The organism is Paraburkholderia aromaticivorans (genome assembly GCF_002278075.1).
GTDB classification, from domain to species: Bacteria; Pseudomonadota; Gammaproteobacteria; order Burkholderiales; family Burkholderiaceae; genus Paraburkholderia; species Paraburkholderia aromaticivorans.
Genome location: NZ_CP022994.1, coordinates 99,299 through 117,900 on the forward strand (window position 1 = coordinate 99,299; position 18,602 = coordinate 117,900).

The 18,602-nt window shown below is 61.1% G+C and carries 15 protein-coding genes; 3 read left to right on the forward strand and 12 right to left on the reverse strand.

What is annotated here, in order from left to right:
- Positions 1 to 121 precede the first annotated feature (121 nt).
- Complete coding sequence (locus CJU94_RS40085) at positions 122 to 1,054, forward strand: LysR family transcriptional regulator (protein ID WP_095423985.1); 933 nt, start codon at positions 122 to 124, stop codon at positions 1,052 to 1,054.
- A 359-nt stretch (positions 1,055 to 1,413) separates the two neighbouring features.
- On the opposite strand, the gene CJU94_RS40090 is transcribed toward CJU94_RS40085, so the two are convergent.
- From CJU94_RS40090 to CJU94_RS40110, 5 genes are all read right to left on the reverse strand, one after another.
- On the reverse strand, positions 1,414 to 2,178 hold the full coding sequence (locus tag CJU94_RS40090; protein ID WP_095423986.1) for an IclR family transcriptional regulator: 765 nt from the start codon (positions 2,176 to 2,178) through the stop codon (positions 1,414 to 1,416).
- 152 nt (positions 2,179 to 2,330) lie between these two features.
- Positions 2,331 to 3,194, reverse strand: a complete 864-nt coding sequence (locus CJU94_RS40095) for a polyprenyl synthetase family protein (protein WP_095423987.1) — start codon at positions 3,192 to 3,194, stop codon at positions 2,331 to 2,333.
- 25 nt (positions 3,195 to 3,219) lie between these two features.
- Entirely contained in the window at positions 3,220 to 4,674 is a 1,455-nt protein-coding gene (locus CJU94_RS40100) for an efflux transporter outer membrane subunit (RefSeq protein ID WP_095423988.1), read from the reverse strand.
- Positions 4,671 to 7,802 (reverse strand): efflux RND transporter permease subunit, encoded by a 3,132-nt coding sequence (locus tag CJU94_RS40105; RefSeq protein WP_095423989.1) that lies wholly within the window; start codon positions 7,800 to 7,802, stop codon positions 4,671 to 4,673. The genes CJU94_RS40100 and CJU94_RS40105 overlap by 4 nt, the downstream gene beginning before the upstream one ends.
- 11 nt (positions 7,803 to 7,813) lie before the next feature.
- Positions 7,814 to 8,962, reverse strand: a complete 1,149-nt coding sequence (locus CJU94_RS40110) for an efflux RND transporter periplasmic adaptor subunit (protein WP_095423999.1) — start codon at positions 8,960 to 8,962, stop codon at positions 7,814 to 7,816.
- Positions 8,963 to 9,802: 840 nt separating this feature from the next.
- On the opposite strand from CJU94_RS40110, the gene CJU94_RS40115 reads away from it, so the two are divergent.
- A complete protein-coding gene (locus tag CJU94_RS40115) occupies positions 9,803 to 10,039 on the forward strand; it encodes a hypothetical protein (RefSeq protein WP_088176911.1) in 237 nt (78 codons plus the stop codon).
- 69 nt (positions 10,040 to 10,108) lie between these two features.
- Here the strand turns inward: CJU94_RS40115 and CJU94_RS40120 are convergent, their stop codons facing one another.
- Both CJU94_RS40120 and CJU94_RS40125 read right to left on the reverse strand, forming a co-directional pair.
- On the reverse strand, positions 10,109 to 10,762 hold the full coding sequence (locus CJU94_RS40120; RefSeq protein WP_060090756.1) for a response regulator: 654 nt from the start codon (positions 10,760 to 10,762) through the stop codon (positions 10,109 to 10,111).
- A gap of 387 nt (positions 10,763 to 11,149) precedes the next feature.
- Positions 11,150 to 14,116: a Tn3 family transposase gene (locus CJU94_RS40125; protein ID WP_095423990.1), complete on the reverse strand. Its 2,967-nt coding sequence runs from the start codon at positions 14,114 to 14,116 to the stop codon at positions 11,150 to 11,152.
- Positions 14,117 to 14,269: 153 nt separating this feature from the next.
- Here CJU94_RS40125 and CJU94_RS40130 point away from each other — a divergent pair, with 153 nt between their 5' ends.
- Entirely contained in the window at positions 14,270 to 15,976 is a 1,707-nt protein-coding gene (locus tag CJU94_RS40130) for a phage integrase family protein (protein WP_046565383.1), read from the forward strand.
- Here the strand turns inward: CJU94_RS40130 and CJU94_RS40135 are convergent.
- The 5 genes from CJU94_RS40135 to CJU94_RS41540 form a co-directional block, all read right to left on the reverse strand.
- Positions 15,933 to 16,283 (reverse strand): hypothetical protein, encoded by a 351-nt coding sequence (locus CJU94_RS40135; protein WP_244221235.1) that lies wholly within the window; start codon positions 16,281 to 16,283, stop codon positions 15,933 to 15,935. The genes CJU94_RS40130 and CJU94_RS40135 overlap by 44 nt on opposite strands.
- Positions 16,284 to 16,292: 9 nt before the next feature.
- The gene (locus CJU94_RS40140) at positions 16,293 to 17,264 is read right to left on the reverse strand and encodes a deazapurine DNA modification protein DpdA family protein (RefSeq protein ID WP_095423991.1); all 972 of its coding nucleotides are present in this window, start codon (positions 17,262 to 17,264) and stop codon (positions 16,293 to 16,295) included.
- Positions 17,265 to 17,275: 11 nt separating this feature from the next.
- Positions 17,276 to 17,671 carry a hypothetical protein gene (locus CJU94_RS40145; protein ID WP_028229442.1) on the reverse strand — a complete coding sequence of 132 codons (396 nt, stop codon included), beginning with the start codon at positions 17,669 to 17,671 and terminating at the stop codon, positions 17,276 to 17,278.
- Complete coding sequence (locus CJU94_RS40150) at positions 17,668 to 17,928, reverse strand: hypothetical protein (protein WP_008344351.1); 261 nt, start codon at positions 17,926 to 17,928, stop codon at positions 17,668 to 17,670. The genes CJU94_RS40145 and CJU94_RS40150 overlap by 4 nt, the downstream gene beginning before the upstream one ends.
- Before the next feature lie 78 nt (positions 17,929 to 18,006).
- Positions 18,007 to 18,144: a hypothetical protein gene (locus CJU94_RS41540; RefSeq protein ID WP_007183045.1), complete on the reverse strand. Its 138-nt coding sequence runs from the start codon at positions 18,142 to 18,144 to the stop codon at positions 18,007 to 18,009.
- Between the last annotated feature and the right edge of the window lie 458 nt (positions 18,145 to 18,602).

The following is an 18,602-nucleotide window of genomic DNA, read 5'->3' on the forward strand; positions in this document are numbered from 1 at the left end:
ATGATAGCTTACTAAAGACCAACGCGGCACGGCGCGAGGACCTCGTCGCGGTGCACGGCGTTCGGGGCGACCGGAGCGCCGCCAGCAAGAGCACACTGAATATCAAAGGAGCCATAGCATCGTGGATACGACCGATAATATGCGCGTGTTCATAGCAGTCGTTGCGGCGGGCGGGTTTACCGCCGCAGCAAACCGTTTGAACATCTCGACTGCTAAGGTATCGCGCTCAGTTTCCCACCTGGAGTCTCACCTGAGGACAAGGTTGCTACATCGTAGTACGCGCCAGCAAATGCTCACGGAAGCGGGCGCCCGATATCTGGGTCAGTGCAAGAAGATCATCGAATGGATCGATGTGGCCGAGGATGAGGCACGCAGCGCGGCAGTCGTCCCATCCGGTACGCTCCGCATCTACGCGATGCTCGGCTTTGGTCACAGCGACATCGTTTCCGCGGTGCTTCGGTTCCGGGAGCGCCATCATTCGATTAATGTGGAGCTGACATTTTCCGACGCCGCCCTCGACATGATTGAAGGACGTTATGACACAGCGCTTCTCCTGGCATCGGCATTACCAGACTCTATGATGGTGGCGCAGACCTTGGGAAGCGTCTCGTGCGTAGCGTGTGCATCGCCCGACTACCTGAAGCGATTCGGCTCGCCGTCGACCGTTGATGATCTCGCTGGCCATGCCTGCCTTCGACTTAACGCACCGAATATGCCAGACGGCACATGGACTCTCGCTGGGAAAGAAGCGGCGGAGAAAATCCGGTCAGCGGGCGTTTCCCTATCGTTCAACCACGAAAGTGCGCTTCTGGCCGCCGTGCAAGGCGGATTCGGTATCGGGCTGCTTCCGGCCACCGCGGCACTTCCGTCCTTGCGGAACGGCAGACTCGTTCGTGTGCTGACCGGTCTGACTCTGCAAAAGCTAAACCTGCATGTCATGTATCCGTCGCGGCAGTTTGTTGATGCCAAACTAAAGGCATGGATTGACTTCCTTCGCGAGCAAATTCCTCCCGCTCTGGCAGTGGAGAGCGAGTCGTTGGCTGCAATGCCATAGATGTGTTCGCTCCCAATTGAAAAAAGACACGCGCGACCAGTTCACCTCTCGGCGGGGCTTTTGCCCTAAAATAACCAAGCTTGGATGACGTCAGACATTTCGGAGCGAACGTCGCTGATTCTGCCGCGGCAATCGCAAACGACATTCTGCTTCCAAACGTTGCGCTAACGGTCGCGCAGGTCCGGGCGGCTTATCTAAGTAGCGCAAGATGCACCGGGGCGGATGCCGGAGTGGGCGCGGAAGGGTGCCACTTCCAGTGAAAACGGAAAACGGGCCAGCGTCAATGATGAGCTATGCATATAGATCTTGTTCGCTCCGCGCTCCTTACTGCGACAAAACCTTGCAAAGCTTTACAGGCGTCAAAGCTTGCCGATTTCGCTGTTCATCGCATCTTTGCACCGCTGCAGGCTGGCAACAATCCGTTCGCGCTGAGCGGGCAATCTGGCAGTCGGCAACACCACCGACACAGCATACTTCCCCAGGATCGTATCGACTGCCATCGCAACCGACGCAATTCCCACTTCAGTCTCGTCCTCGTCGTATGCAACTCCGGCGCTGCGGATAGAACCAAGTTCACGCAACAAGGCGCTCCTCGAATGAACGGTACGCAGTGTCAGGCGTTCAAATGTCCTGCCCATCAGTTCAGTGACATGCCGATCGGACTCTAACGCCAGCAGCGCCTTGCCACCCGCCGTGCTGTGAAGCGGAACAGTCGTCCCGACCCGGGGCACCACCCGAAGGTCACGTTCGGCGACGAGAACGTGCACCATAGCCAGTTCGCGGCCGCTCCCCCGGGCCAGCGCGACGGTTTCGTTGAGGTGCTTAGTCAATTCCGCCAGGTGGGAATCGACCATGGCGACGACGTCCGTATGTACCTTGGCCACCAGGCGGAGGAGAGTCGGTCCGAGCATCACGCCATTTGGGCGATCCGCCCGGACAAGGTCGGCGTGCGCGAGCGCGTTGACGATACGCTGAACAGTAGAGCGCGGCAGATCGACCGCCTTTGCGATCTGGCCCAGGCTCATGCCACCCGGCGTTTCACCGAGGGCGTTGAGGATACTCGATGCCCTCGCAATTACCTGAATGCCTCCGCCACGTTCATCGTCGGCTGGCATGTAAGTCATGTCTTTCGTCTCCATCTTGGTGTCACTGCAACTGTGGTTAAACTAATACAAAGGCACCTCTTGCAACGCCGTCGTGCCATGCGACGCTGGGCGAAAAATTCCCCGCGCAGCCGGAGCAGGTCGAACCGGTGCTCTTCCAAGACGGTAACTGTTCATCCAGGCGCCACCTGTGCGACCCGATCAAACGAAGGCCCAGCAGCGTGACAGAGAAGCGCCGCCATGACATCCCGGTAAATCGGGTGGCTCACCGCGTGATCGGCATGGGTCTCGCAGATGCGCAACTGGATGTCCAGCCTTTGCTTTCCCACCGGGCTTGCATGGACGTTGCCGCGGCGAGCGTCGGAGTTTACCGCACCTGACTTCAACCGTCCGCATTCCGCCCCCAACCGCTGCATCGCGTCGAGCTGCGAACTGGATGCCCCACCCAGAAGACCGCCGATCCGGCAGCAGGCACCATAGGTCGCCGCTAGCCTTGCTCCCAGCACGTCATCGCAGGAGGCCATTTGCCCGTTTGCCGGAAACCGCTCCCGTGTTGCGCCTTTGACCATTTCCTCGGTCGCCTTAGCGACCAGTTGGATGGCGTTGGCTTCCCGGGTTTGCACGATCATCCGGAATGCGTGGGTGTAGAGAAGATCACCCAGTAACACGCCTGCCGCGGAGCCGAGCGCGAGTAGCGGCGAGCTCTCCATGGCGAGCTCTCCATCGGGCAGCAACGCATGAGCATTGAGCGAGATGATGATGAGTTCCATCGCCGCAGCAAAGACCTGGACGGCAGGTACCAGTGGGACGGTGCCCGCCACTTCATGCGCGCACAGCACAAGCAGGCTGCTGGCGAGCAGATCCTCCGACACGATTGCGCTCCGAACCAGCGGGCGTGCAAACGTCGCCGCTGACGGCAGCGCGAGCTCGAGTAACTGCGCTACGCCAGACAGATCAGATGCAATCGGATTCTGCCACTCATGTGGCGCAAATCCGTTGGCAGAAACATTGCAGTAATCAGCGGAGGCTCTATTCATTTCCAGCCAATCGTGATGAGTCCCGTCAGGAATCGGAGGAAGTCGAAGGCGCCCCCGCCGCTGCCGCGTCGGCGGCGGATGCGTCTTTCCAGCCACCTCCCAGCGCACGGTACAGACCGACCGTATTTTCCGCCCTTGCCAATTGAACCTTGACCAGCGTTTGCTGGGCGTCGTAGAGCGAGCGCTGGTTGACCAGCACGCTCAGATAGTCGTCGACCCCCTGCTGATACCGCTCACCCGACAGCCGGTAGGCCGATGCGCTCGCCTGCACCAGCTGGACCTGAGCGGCCTGCTGGCGGACATAGGTGTCGCGTCCGTCCAGCGCATCGGACACGTCCCTGAACGCCGTCTGGATTGCCTTCTGGTAGGTCGCCACCTCAATCTTCGTTGTTACCCTGGCGACGTCCAGATTTGCCTTGTTACGGCCGTAATCAAAAATCGGCACGCTGATCGACGGGCCGAACGCCCAGGCGCTGCTACCTGCATCAAACAGATTATGCAACGATGCGCTCGCGGTGCCCCCGCTTGCCGTCAGTGCAATGCGAGGGAAAAACGCAGCGCGCGCAGCGCCAATATTAGCGTTTGCCGACTTCAACTGGTGTTCGGCTGCAACAATGTCAGGGCGACGGCTCAACAGGTCGGATGGCAACCCCGCGGCGAGGCCATCGTCCAGCGCAACGGTGTCGAGCCGCACCGCGGTGACGAGGTCAGCTGGCACTGGCGCGCCAACCAGCAGCGTCAGCGCGTTCACGTCCTGCCGCGCCTGCCGGTCGTACTGGGCCAGGTTCGCTTCGGCGGACCGGACCTGGGTTTCTGCCTGACTCAGATCCAGCGCCGACGACGTACCAGCGTTAAAGTTTGCCTTGACGATCTTGTACGACGCCTGCTGGTTGGCCAGCGTGTCCGACGTCAGCGTCCTCAGTTCGAGATCTGCCTGCAGCGTCAGCCAGGCATTCGCAACTTCCGCCACCAGGCTGATCTGCGCCGCCTTCCTCGCTTCGGCGGTCGCCAGATAGGTCTCCAGCGCGGATTGGCTCAGGCTGCGTACGCGGCCAAACAGGTCCAGTTCGTACGAGGCGACCGCCCCACCGACACTGTAGCTGTGTGAAACACCCGACTGCCCGGTCATCGAGAGGTCTGCGGGCTGTCGCTGAACCGTGCTGCCTGCGGTCGCCGACAGCGTTGGCAGCAGATCCGCGCGCTGGATCTGGTACTGCGCACGCGCCGCTTCGATGTTGAGGATGGAAACGCGCAGGTCGCGGTTGTTGTCGAGTGCGAATGCGATGAGCTTCTGCAGATGGGGTTCCCGATAGAAATCGCGCCACTCGATATCAGCAGCCGCTGACGGATTCGCGGCCATCCCATCCGATGCCGAATAGCCGGTCGCGACGCTCGCGTCCGGGCGATGGTAGTTCGGGATCATCGTGCAACCCGCCATCATGACAGCGGCACCCAGCGTGATGAGTCTGACTGGCTTCATACCGACGCCTCCGTGGTTTGCGGGTTTTTGCGGCGTGCAAACGCCCTGGTGACGATCACATAGAACAGCGGCACGAAGAAGATCGCGAGGAACGTGGCCGTCAGCATGCCGCCGACGACGCCCGTACCGACTGAGTGTTGACTGCCCGAGCCGGCCCCGTGCGAGATCGCGAGCGGCAATACACCGAGCACGAAGGCAGCCGACGTCATGATGATCGGCCTCAGTCGCAAACGGGCGGCCTGGACCGCAGCGGCGACCAGAGGAACGTCATGTTTCTCGTGCAGATCCTTCGCGAACTCCACGATCAGGATCGCGTTCTTCGCCGACAGGCCGACCGTGGTCAGCAAACCGACCTGGAAGAACACGTCGTTGGTCAGCCCACGAAGCAGTGTTGCCGACACTGCACCGATGATGCCGAGCGGGATTACCATCAGCACCGAGAACGGCACCGACCAGCTCTCGTAGAGCGCCGCCAGACACAGGAACACGATCAGGACCGACAGGGCATACAAGGCCGGTGCCTGCGCGCCAGAAGCCCTCTCCTCATAGGAGAGTCCCGTCGGCGCAATGCTGAAGCCGTGGGGCAACTGGGCCGCGATGCGTTCCACCTCCTGCATTGCTTCGCCCGAGCTATGGCCTGGCGCCGGCTGTCCTTGCAGTTCGACCGCGGAAATACCGTTATAGCGTTCAAGCTTCGGCGAACCGTAGATCCACGAACCGGTAGCGATGGCCGAGAAAGGCACCATCTCGCCGTTATCGTTGCGCAGATACCATTTGTTAAGATCTTCAGGACTCACGCGCGAGTCAGGTTTGCCCTGTATGAAGACCTTCTTGACGCGGCCGCGATCAACGAAATCGTTGATGTATTGCGATCCCCAGGCGGCGGTCATGGTTTCGTTAACCGAATCCAGACTTACCTGCAGCGCACGCGCTTTCTCGTCGTCAATATTGACGTGGAATTGCGGTTCGTCGTTCATCCCGTTAGGCCGCACGTTGGCGAGCAACGGATCCCTGGCCGCAAGCGCGAGGAACCGGTTTCGCGCGGCCATCAACGCTTCATGCCCCTGGCCTGTATCGTCCTGGAGGAACACGTCGAAACCCTGCGAGTTGCCCATTTCCATAATGGCCGGCGGCACAATCGGAATGACCATCCCGTCCCTGATCTTCCCGAAAACCGCTCTGGCGCGCTCGGCGACGCCGAACACGGTGGGGTCATCGCCCGTGCGCTGGACCCAAGGCTTAAGGGAGACAAACGCCATCGCGGAATTCTGGCCACGACCCGCGAAGTTGAAGCCATTGACCGTAAAGACCGACTCCACAGCGCCGGATTCATCCTCAAGCAGGTGATCGCGCACTGTCGTGAGTACCTGTTCGGTACGCGCGGCTGACGCATTCGGTGGCATCTGAACCTGAACGAACATAGTGCCCTGATCTTCCTCGGGCAGAAATGCCGTCGGGATCCGCGTGAAGAGAAAGCCCATTCCAACGACGATCACCCCGTACACCACCAGATATCGGCCTTTCCTGGCAAGGATCGAGCCGACCATGCCCTCGTATCGGGCAGCACCGCGATCGAACGTTTTGTTGAACCACCCGAAGAAACCCTTCTTTTCGTGATGACCTGCCGCCACCGGCTTCAATAGCGTCGCGCACAGCGCCGGCGTGAAAACCAGCGCAACCAGCACGGACAGCGCCATCGCTGACACGATCGTGACCGAGAACTGACGGTAGATCACACCGGTGGATCCGCCAAAGAAGGCCATCGGAAGAAACACCGCCGACAGGACCATTGCAATGCCAACGAGCGCACCCTGGATCTGGCCCATCGATTTACGCGTCGCCTCTTTTGGACTCAGGCCCTCTTCCGCCATCACACGCTCGACGTTTTCGACGACTACAATCGCGTCATCGACGAGCAGACCGATGGCCAGCACCATGCCGAACATCGTCAGGATGTTGATCGTAAAGCCGAAGGCCGCGAGCACCCCGAACGTCCCCAGCAGCACGACCGGCACGGCTAAGGTCGGAATCAGCGTCGCACGGATATTTTGCAGGAACAGGTACATCACGAGGAACACAAGCACGATGCCCTCGATCAGCGTTTTGACCACCTCTTCGATCGACGCATGCACAACCGGCGATGTGTCATATGGGATCACAATCTTCACGCCCGGCGGAAGGAGCGCCTTCTTCGCATCAAGGACCTTGCGCACGGCAGTGACCGTATCGAGCAGATTCGCCCCGGTCGCAAGACGAAGCGCAATACCTGCGGACGGCTTCCCGTTGTATTTACTCGAGATGGAATAGGTTTCGGCTCCAAGGCCGACGTCCGCGACGTCGCGCAGGCGAACCTGCGAGCCGTCCCGATTGACCTTCAGAAGGATCTGTTTGAATTCTTCTGCAGTCTTCATCCGCACCTTGCCGATCACCGTCGCATTCAACTCGACCCCACGACCGGTCGGCAAGCCGCCCAGCATACCGGACGAAACCTGCACGTTCTGTGCACTGATCGCCGCGGAGACATCCTGAGGTGTGAGCGAATAGCTGTCCAGTTTGGCCGGATCGAGCCAGATCCGCATCGCATACTGGGAGCCCATCAACAGATAGTCGCCAACCCCCTTTGTCCGCAGGATCGGATCCTGCAGATTGGAGGCCAGATAATTCCCGAGGTCATAGCTCGACATCTTCCCGTCTTCGGATACCAGGCTCACCACCATCATGAAGTTGATCTGGTACTTGGCGACGCGGATGCCCTGCTGCTGAACTTCCTGGGGCAGGAGCGGTGTCGCAAGTTGCAGCTTGTTCTGCACCTGCACCTGCGCGATGTCCGGATTGGTACCCTGATCGAACGTGACGATAATCTGCATGCTACCGTCTGAATTGCTGTTCGAGGTGATATACCGCAGCCCGTCCAGTCCGTTGAGCTGCTGTTCAATCACCTGCACTACCGTGTCTTGCACCGTTTGTGCAGAAGCACCCGGATAGGTGACGGTAACGCTTACCGCAGGTGCCGCAATGTTCGGGTACTGGTTCACCGGCAACGAGCGGATCGCCAGATAACCGGCGAGCATGATCACGAGGGCGATCACCCACGCAAAAATGGGTCGATTAATAAAGATCTTTGACATTGGCCCTCCGGTTAGCTGCCAGCCGCGGCTGACGCCGGCGCAATTGCGGCGTTCGTGCTACCCGGTTCATCGCCCAGGTCGACGTGCACATTGGTCGCCGGCACCGCAGACACGGTAATACCAGGCTGCAGCCGCTGAAGGCCTTCGGTCACAACCCGCTCACCCGCGCGCAGACCTGAACGCAGGAGCCACGTGTTGCCGACCGTGCGGTCGACCTGAATCGGGCGCAGATTCGCCTTGTTGTCCGGACCCACTACCCATGCAATGGCTGCCCCGGTCGTGTCGCGAGCGACAGCCTGTTCAGGAACCAGGATTGCATCGCTCCTGACGCCTTCGTTAAGTCGCGCATGCACGAACATTCCCGGCAGCAGGTCGCGTTCCGAATTCGGGAAGATCGCACGCAATGTGATCATTCCGGTCCCTTCATCCACGCTGACCTCGGAAAATTTCAGCGTACCTGCCTGCCCGTAGGAGCTACCGTCTTCAAGCACCAGACTCACGCTTGCAGCGTTTTTGCCCGTGCTCTTAAGTTGGCCGCTGGCCAGCTCACGTCGCAAGCGCATCATGTCGATCGACGACTGCGTCACGTCCACGTAAATGGGGTCGAGCTGTTGAACAACCGCAAGCGACTGGGACTGACCGTTGGTGACGAGAGCGCCTTCGGTCACTGCCGAGCGACCAATGCGCCCGGAAATCGGCGCATAGACTTTCGTGTACGCGAGATTAATGCGGGCTGTTTCAACGTCGGCCTGCGCCTGCTGATAGGCGGACATCGCATCGTCGTACTGCTGCTTGCTGACCGCGTTATCAACCAGCAGTTTCTGATCGCGTTCGGCCAGACGCTGAGCGGTAGTCAGCGCCGCACGTGCCTTGTCGTAGGCGGCCCGGTACGGCGCTTCGTCGATCTGATAGAGCTGCTGCCCCTGTTTGACGTCTGCGCCTTCCGTGAACAGCCGCTTCTGGATGACTCCGCTTACCTGCGGCCGCACCTCCGCCACGCGCCAGGCGCTTGTGCGACCTGGCAGTTCGGACGTGAGAGTAACGGGTTGGGACTGAAGCGTGACAGTGCCGACTTCAGGTGTTGCGGTTTGCACGACCGTCTTCTTGTCGCACCCGGTGAGCAGGAACGCGGCAGCGATTGAACATGTCGTTAGCGTCATTAAGCCGCGGGACCGGAATTTGAAAACCATATTTGGATAAGCCATTGCAAAGAAAAGAGGTTCGTTCGCACCGAAGTTGCCGCCCACCGACCGCAGCAAGATCGCATTGAAAATCTTATAATGGCGCACTGTATCATCTATCAATACATGGTGCTTTTTGGTTCGCAACCCTTCCCTATCCGCGCAGAGGCCCGCAAGACAGGTCGACAACACAGCATCGTGGCAGCGAGCCGGTTATCGGACAATGGCCCCTGTGAGGCGACCCCACTGACGTGCGTCAATCGACCGCGCCACACGAAATCTCTTCGCGATACGGCCCCCCCGGATGATTGCGCTCGTCGGAAAAGCACCAGGCATGTAGGGGTCGCTTGCGAAAACGGAAAATAAAGCACGTTAGCGGCGGACGAACGTTGCCAGACGACCCCTTGGAGTCATTCAAAATCGAATCTCGAACGGCCGCTTCCGCCCTTGCATGAGCCGATCGTCGACGGCTGATTGACCTGCGCAGCGCTATCGTTCACGGTGGTCGCCGCGGCAAACCGCGCAAAGCAGGTCAAGAAATTCCAGTAGCAGTGAAACCATACCGCTGGCCCCGCGATGAATGGACGGACGCGGGGCAAGAGACCGACCCCGATAATCGCAAAATGCGAACTTTGTATAGTTCAAATGCAGTTTGATTGATCCAGATGAACCAACTGGCAGATTTAGGCTGCCCTACCAGGCTGCAAAGCCTCATAGTTTGTGCTTGAGTTCGCCGCCCCCTTGCTGCCAGACGCTATTGAGCGTCCTGCGATGCTGTATGGCCTCTGCGGGGGAGGGGCGGGACACGGAGGCCATCCTATGGAATCGTTTCTGAGTGCGCATGAACTGTCAGCGCTCATGCTTATAGAACAAGCTCCCTCGCACGCTGATCTTGACCGGCGCGAGGTCGAACAGCTTATAGGCCGGCAATTGGTTGAGCGCGCCGCAGGCGCATCCGGTGCGTCTGAATTTAAGGTAACAGACAATGGAAGCGCAGTCCTGACACGGATATTCGCCTTCGATATACGGGCGCAGAAAGTTGATCCGCCTGCGTAACCCGCAACACCAAAACTCCGATGCGGCATGATGCGTGTCAGTGTGACATCGACACGCTCCAGGGGCGACTTAGAGCAGCTCGGCACCGTCATCTTCAAGAAGGTCGTGGCGCACAGCGTAGCGCACAAGCGCCGCGTCGTTCGCGAGGCCGGACTTTTCCAGAATGTTCGTCCTATGTGTGCTGACCGTCTTGGCACTCAAACCCAGCTTTCCTGCGATCACTGCAATAGATTCGCCTGCCGCAATCAGGAGAAGTATCTGGAATTCGCGGGCGGACAGGCGCTGGTGGGGAAATGAAGAATCGACTTCAGCAAAACCGTGGGCGATCTGGTCCGCCATCATAAGACTTACATAGATGCCTCCGGACGCAACCTTTCGGGCCGCCGCTATAAAGTCTTTGCCAGGCGTATCTTTCGTAACGTATCCGGACGCTCCGGCCTTGAACGCACGAACTGCGTACGCCTGCTCAGGATGCATCGTCACCACCAGAATGCGCAACGAAGGATTTTCGATCTTGATCAGGGGGATCAGATCGAGGCCATGGAGGCCGGGCATTGAGAGGCCGAGAGTAAGCAAGGCTGCATCGGTCGCTCTCGCAAGTGCCAGCGTGCTTGCTCCGTCGGCCGCTTCACCTGCAAACTCGAACTCCCCTGTGCTGCACAGCAGCGCACGCAGCCCCTCACGCATGACACCATGCGCGTCAGAAATTGCCACCTTCGTCATGGATCACTCTCATGGAAAGAGGCGAGATTGCCTTTTGTCATGATGGACCGTTGGCCATGCAGATCGAAGGTTACTTTGTAACAGCACACATCGTGGAGTTTCGGTCAAAATTCCGGCGTTTACCTCCATTTAAGTTCCCAAACACGGGTTAATTTGCCGTTTCGCCGCTGTAGATCCCCAAGAGGCCAATGTGCTACGGGACTCCAGGTCCACGAGCAGCGCTCGGAGCGTTCTCTTTGTGTGCTTGCACGTGGCAGTCGGCTGTTCTTCGTATTTCAGCCGCTCGAGAGAACATCACCAAAGTCTCTTCATGGCCGCACTGCGCCGCTCCGCCAGCTTACTTAGGACAGTTGCCGCGCACAACACCCCCAACAGGAAAGGCTAACGCTAGTGGTCCCGGGCGGGACGCAGTGGCCGGAATCCACCGCGCCGCACGTTCTGGTCCTCGCGCCACACGTAATCGCCCGTCAGGTTGATGTGCTCCCAGCCAAGCGGTGAGAGATACGGTAGCAAAACTGCATCGGGCGGGGTACCGCGTGTGACCATCGCGTGGACAGCCCGTTCGAGGTAGACGGTGTTCCACAGAACGATTGCGGCAGTGACCAGATTCAGGCCACTTGCACGGTAGCGCTGCGACTCAAAGCTGCGATCGCGGATTTCGCCAAGCCGGTAGAAGAAGACCGAACGTGCAAGTGCATTGCGGGCCTCGCCCTTGTTCAGGCCGACGTGAACGCGGCGGCGCAGTTCGACGTTCTGCAGCCAGTCGAGGATGAACAGTGTACGCTCGATACGACCGATCTCGCGTAGCGCAACGGCGAGGCCGTTCTGCCGCGGATAGCTGCCGAGCTTGCGCAGCATCAGTGAAGCGGTGACGGTACCCTGCCGGATCGACGTCGCCAGGCGCAGGATCTCGTCCCAGTTCCGCCGGATTGCCTTCTCGTTGTACGTGTCACCAATCATCGACTGGAGCGCCGGATAGTCCTTCACGCTGCCAGGCACGTACAGCTTCATGTCGTGGAGATCGCGGATGCGGGGCGCGAACCGGAAGCCCAGCAGGTGCATCAATGCAAAAACGTGGTCGGTGAAACCGTTGGTGTCGGTGTAATGTTCCTGAATGCGCAGATCCGACTCATGGTATAGCAGGCCGTCGAGCACGTAGGTCGAATCGCGCACGCCGACGTTCACGAGGTTCGGGTAGAACGGCGCGTATTGGTCGGAGATGTGCGTGTAGAACATCCGGCCTGGTTCGGCGCCATACTTCGGGTTCACATGTCCGGTACTCTCGGCGCGTCCGCCGGCCCGGAAACGCTGCCCGTCCGATGACGAAGTGCTGCCGTCACCCCAATGGGTAGCGAACGGCTGGGCGAACTGTGCGTTGACCAGTTCGCCCAGCGCCTGCGAATAAGTCTCGTCACGGATGTGCCACGCCTGCAGCCACGAGAGTTTCGCGTAGGTGGTCCCCGGGCATGCTTCTGCCATCTTTGTCAGTCCGAGGTTTATCGCATCGGCCAGGACCGTCGTGAGCAGCAATGTCTTGTCTTTTGCGCTCTCTCCGGTCTTCAGGTGCATGAAATGGCGAGTGAATCCGGTCCACGCATCGACCTCCATCAGCAGTTCGGTGATCTTCACGCGCGGCAGCATGACCGACGTCTGGTCGATCAGCGTCTGGGCAGCCTCGGGCACTGCTGCATCGAGTGGCGTGATTTTCAGGCCCGATTCCGTAATGATCGCATCGGGCAGTCCGTTTTCGGCCGCGAGCCGGTTGACGGTTGCCAGCCGCTCCTCCAGCAACTGCCGCCGCTCGTTCAGGTAACGGTCGCAGTCGGTGGTGATGGGTATTGGCAGCGCATTGTCCCGCCTGATCGCCTGGAAATTTTCCGCCGGAAGCAGATAGTCGTCGAAGTCCTTGAACTGGCGTGAGCCCTGCACCCAGATGTCGCCTGATCGCAGCGCATTCTTCAACTCGGCCAGCGCACACAACTCGTAGTAACGACGATCAATACCGGTGTCGGTCAAGACCAGTTGTTTCCACCGCGGCTTGACGAAGGCGGTCGGCGCGTCCGCCGGCATCTTGCGCACGCCATCATTGTCCATGGCCTTGATCATGTTGACGGCGTTGAGCACATCGGTCGCCGCCGGCGCCGCGCGCAGTTTCAGGATTTCGAGGAAAGCCGGTACGTAGCGACGCAGCGTCGCGTAATGGTCGCCGATCTGATGCAGGAAATCGAACGCTTCGGGCTGGGCCAGTTGCTCGGCCTCGCTGACACTTTTCGTGAATACCTCCCACGACATGACGGACTCGATCGCCTTGAAGGCATCGCCGCCATTTTCCCTGGCCTTCAGCAGGGCGCGGCCGAGCTTCCCGTACAGTCTCACCTTGTCGTTGATCGCCTTGCCCGAGCGGTGGAACTGCTGCTGATGTTTCTTTTTCGCGGCATTGAAAAGCCGACCGATGATGCGGTCGTGCAGGTCGACGATTTCATCGGTGACTGTCGCTGTCGCTTCCATGACGATGGCCGCCAAGGTCGCGTGACGACGCTGTGTTTCGAACTTCCCGAGGTCGTGTGGCGTCATCTGCGCGCCTTCGCGCGCAATCTTGAGCAAACGGTTTCTGTGCACCAGCCGGTCGAGGCCCGCGGGCAGGTCGACGGCGTGAAGGATTTTCAGGCGGTCGATGTGCTGCAGCATCTGTCGCGAACTCGCCTTGCCCGGCGGCAGCCGCAACCATGCCAGCCACGTCATGCGGCCGTCGTCCCGACGCTTCAGTAACTCGTCGAGTCTTCGCCGATGACCGTCCGACAGCAATTCCGTGAGCACGTCGTGGATGCGACGCGTCGCGCGGGTGACCGCTTCAGCACAGATCCGCTCGATCACGTTCGAACCCGGCAACAGGATTGCCTGCCGGCGCAGATATTCGAGCAGCGCCTGCGCGAGTACGAAGCCCTTGTCGGTCTGCATTGCCAGGTCGACGAGTGCCAGTACCGCCGGATGGTAGTCGGCCACCGTAAGCGGACGCAGTTGCAGCGCCGCCTGCAGTTCGAGCAGATGCTCACGGCGCGTCTGGTCCCGCTGCGCGTACGCCTCCCAGTGCGACGGTGCAATGCCGAGTTGCCCGGCAACGTACCGCAGCAGCGCGGGCGGAGGCTCGACACCAGCGCTCAAAGCGAAGCCCGGAAAACGCAAGCAGCAGAACTGGACGGCAAATCCGAGGCGATTGGCCGTTCCTCGATGCTGCCTGATCAGCGACATGTCCTGCTCGCTAAACGTGTAGTGGCGAATTAGATCATCGTGGCTGTCAGGGAACGAAAACAGGCTGTCTCGCTCGGCCGGCGAGAGAATGGAACGACGGGGCATGGTGGGCTCGACAGAGGATGGGGATGGCGCTGACGGCGGGTTGCAGCACCGATTCCACTGGACTGACGGTTCAGAAAAACAGCAGTGTAATACGATCCATTGCCATAATCCTTCTTATCGCAATGGATGCCTTTTTTCACTAAACTGACAAACATGAAAACGCGTCAGTCCTGGCCTGCCTCGCACCCGGCCTCCACCGAACCGCTGGCGTTTCCGGATGCCGACCAGCTTGCGGCGCTGCGCGGCTGGTATGCCGGCCTGTCTTCGCGGGCCGCCGTGGACCGCTACCTGTCTCACGCACGCGCGCCGGGCGCATCGGCGCGCGGCATCATCGGCGCGATCCGCCGTCAGCTTGTCAACCTTGCCGTTGAACGCCAGCGCGCCGATCTTGCTGATCTGCTGCAACATCCTGTTGGTGACCGGCTCGCCCGGGCAGGCGCGGTCGCACACGCGATCGAAATCCTGCGTGCGTTGCCGATGCCACAACCGCAGATCGCCGATGACATCGGCCTGTGGCTGACGCCGCGCGCGGCGCGCGTGCTGCGTGCGCATGGCATCGCGACCCTCGCGGACCTGACCGTGCGGGTGCCGCGTCGACGCCGCTGGTGGAGCACGGTGCGCGGACTTGGCCAGACCAGTGCCCGGCAGATCGAGGCATTCTTTGCCGCCCATCCGCAACTGACGGAACGCGCTCACGCGCTGGTTGCCGTGACCACGTCGGGCGTCGTCGTCCCATGGGAGCAGTTGAGGGTGCCGCACGAGGTGGATGGTTCGCACGGCAGCTTCCGGGCGCCCAGGCGGGCCTGCGCGCTTGACGCGAACAACGACTATGACGCGGTTCACGCGTGGCTCGCGTTGCACGAAACTCCTGCCACGCAGCGTGCCTACCGCAAGGAGGCTGAACGCCTGATTCTCTGGGCCATCGTCGAACGTGGACGGGCGCTGTCCTCGCTCACAACAGAGGATGCGATCGCGTATCGGAGCTTTCTGCGGCATCCCGGTCCGCGCGAGCGGTGGGTCGGGCCGCCGCGGCCGCGCAGCGCCCCAGACTGGCGCCCGTTCTCTGGAAACCTGTCGGGCCGCTCGACCGCCTACGCACTCTCCGTGCTGGGCGCCCTGTTTCGCTGGCTGATCGAGCAACGCTACGTGCTTACCAATCCGTTTGCCGGTATCAAGGTGCGTGGCAAAACGCGTGTCGCGCCACTTGACACGGCGCGCGGCTTCACGGAAGGCGAATGGGGGCTGCTTCGCACGATCGCCAACGGACTGGAATGGTCCTACGGCTGGGAAGCACCCGCCGCGCAGCGGCTGCGCTTCCTGCTCGACTTTTCCTACGCAACCGGTCTGCGTGCGAGCGAACTTGTCGGCGCGAGGCTTGGCGACATCCGGATAGATGAACGCGGTGCCCACTGGCTCAATCTCGTGGGCAAGGGAGGCAAGCCCGGCAAGGTGGCTTTGCCGCCACTCGCGCGCGTTGCACTCGAACAGTACCTCGTCCAGAGGCATCTGCCAGTGACACCGCGGCGCTGGGATCCGAAAGCCCCGCTACTGGCGAGTTTTGATGGGGAAGGAGCAACGGGCATCACCCGTTCCCGTCTGTGGTTCGTGATGCGCGGTTTTTTCCGCCTGGCCGCCGATGTCATCGGCACCGATTATCCCGTACTAGCTGAAAAGTTGCATCGCGCCAGCCCCCACTGGACGCGCCATACCCACGCCACCCATGCGCTTGCTCGCGGCGCGGAGCTGACGACCGTGCGGGACAACCTGCGCCACGCCTCTATCGCAACGACCTCGATCTACCTGCTAAGCGACGAGGCTAAACGCTCCCGCCAGATGGACGAAGCGTTCGCCGCGCCGTAGCCCACGCCCTTTCCGACAGGGCGTCGCCGGCTAAACGTGCTTTATTTTCCGTTTTCTCAAGCGACCCCTCGAAGTTCGGCACCGGGATGACGCGGCCGTCCTTCAGACACGCGGCGGCCGCGACCAGGTGCTCGCTCGCGGCACGCTGCGGGTGCGGCTTCCACGCGAGACTGTCCAGCGCCTCCTTGGCCTCTTCGGCGAAGACGGTGGCCACCTCCTCGGGAATGATCTGGTTCTCGCGGATGTGGGAGTTCACGAGGGCGATCAGTTCTGTGCGAAACGCCGTAGTGCGTTGTTCCTTGCTCATGGTGGTTCCTTACTGGTCAGTGGTGAACGACAGGCGTAGCTGGTCGCCGGCGGCCGGGCGCAGGCGCTCCTGCGCGGCCGTCATCCAGCGGCTCATTTCCGCAGAACGATGCGCGATGCTGTTGGACGCGCCGCGTTTGCGCGCCGTCATGCGCGCGCCGAAGTCGTAGGCCATCGAGTCGGCCGACGCGACGAAGTCGAACATCTTCAACTCCGACAGCGCACTCCCCTTCACGCCGAACATGTGCAAGCGCGACCCGGCCGGCAGATGCCCCTCGAGCGCCGCGAGGATCGCGAACAAGCCATGTGTCGGGTGGTGCAGGCTGCGTCGGCATACAGATCCGATGCCGATCAGCGCCGGCGGTGCATACCACGGCCGCCAACGCTCCCACACCTGCAGGAGCAGATCGAGGCTGCGCAGGTAATCGCTGGCCGACCAGCCCTGAATGACTGGCACGGGCGGCTGTAGGAGGTTCATCACGACGCGCTGGCTGCACGTCTTCGCGAGCTCGGCCTGCCAGTGATGGACAACGCGCAACGTACCTTCGAGGAGCGTTGCCGTCGCGTCGACGCGGTAGTCGATCTCGTCCTGATTCCGTGCAATTTCGGGTTCGCAGCAAAGGTCCGGCTGCGCCCACCAGGCCGCGCCGATCGACGTCGCGAACTCGATGTACTGCGCGTAAGTCCACGGGAAGATGCCGGCAATGCCCTGCTGCTGCCCCTTGCTCTGCCAGAGCTTCATCGCGGTGAAGCCTGCGCTGTCGACGGCAAAGTCGAGCTCCTCGATGTCGCTGGCCTGCGGGAAGTGAAAGCGACGAGTGGCCGGATTCCAGAACGCGTTAGCGCTCACCATTACCGGATAGTCGTTGTTGAAAGCGTGGAAGGCGAGCTTCCCGCCTCGATGCGGCAGGCCGACGCGCATCACGAGGCCCGGCGCCGGCCTCGCGTTGCGCTGGTCGACCGGCATGTTGCGGATGGACATGCCGGCCTCCCCTACTCAGTGACGCGTTGCAGGCCCGCAGACAGGCTGCGGACGGCTGCGGCGAGATCGCCCTTCTCCCACGAGTCGAGAACGGCTTGTGCGGCTTCTACGAGGCCGCCAAGCGCCTCGGCGTGCTTCACGGCAAGGCAGAACAGTGCGGCGCATGCCTCGCTCTCTGCGTCGCCGTGCGGGCCGAACGGTGCGACCAAGCTGGTGTCGTGGAACACGGCGACGTGCTTGCCGTCGTTGCCGTCGTAGGTCTGCCCGCTCAGCGTGCCCGTGATCGAGCCTTCCCAAATGCCGATGCCGACCTGGCCGTCTATCTTGCTGGCCAGCGTGCGCATCGCGGCCGCTGCGTCGGCCGCCGTCATCGCACGGATCTTCACGCAATCGAGGAGGTTGCTCATGCCGGCACCTCCTCGAGCACTTCGGCACGTTGACGGGTGACGATGACGACCGGCACCGGCAGGACGTGCTCGTCGAGGATCAGCAGCGCCTTGCGCTGAGAGAACTCGCGGGAGGCGAGCCCCTTCTTCGCGTACAGCGATTGAATGGACGACTGGACGGATTGCACCGTGCGATCGTTGCACGGAACCAGCAGGCTTTCGCCGTAGCCGAGCTCGGCGAGGGCCATGCCCTTCTGCACCGGAAACTTGATGTGCATGGTTGCTCCTAGACGTGGGTGTTGCAGGAACCGATCGCATCGGTAGCCGCCAATGCGATCAGTGAAGTTTTTGTCTGGTTAGCACCAGACGACGCGGCCGTAATCGACCGTGCGGCGGTAGTAGTTGCGACCGTTCCACGGCGTGTACGTGTACTCCATGTACGCGCAACTTAGGACTACGATCCAATGATGCAGTGTGAACAGACTCGCGCTCATGCCAATGCTCCTAGACGGGACGGTGAACGACATAGCCGGGGACTGGTAGCCGCCAGTGGTTCCGGCCGGGATGCGGTGAGGCGTGGCCGTCACTGCATGAAGATATTATAGCCCGCTTACGTACATACGTAAATACGCAATTGCACAATTACGTAAATATTTGGTGGGTGTTGAGGCATGTCAGGCGGTCAAGGGGACGCCCGGAAGCCGCAGCGGAGCGCAGAGCTGGCCGCAGGCCAGGTCGAGCACTGAACGGGTGAGGACGGCAGCGCAGCGGCCCTTGACGGGCTGGCGTGCCGGGATAGACGCTCCAGTCGAGGGTGTGGGGGAAGGGTTTTCTCCCCCGCACCCTTGACGACAGAGGGCGACTCGCTCCTTCCCGCAGGGCGGGAAGGCGGGGGATGGGTGGGTGCCCTGCCCGCCTGCTTGCAGGCAAGAAAAAACCGCCGCGATCGCGG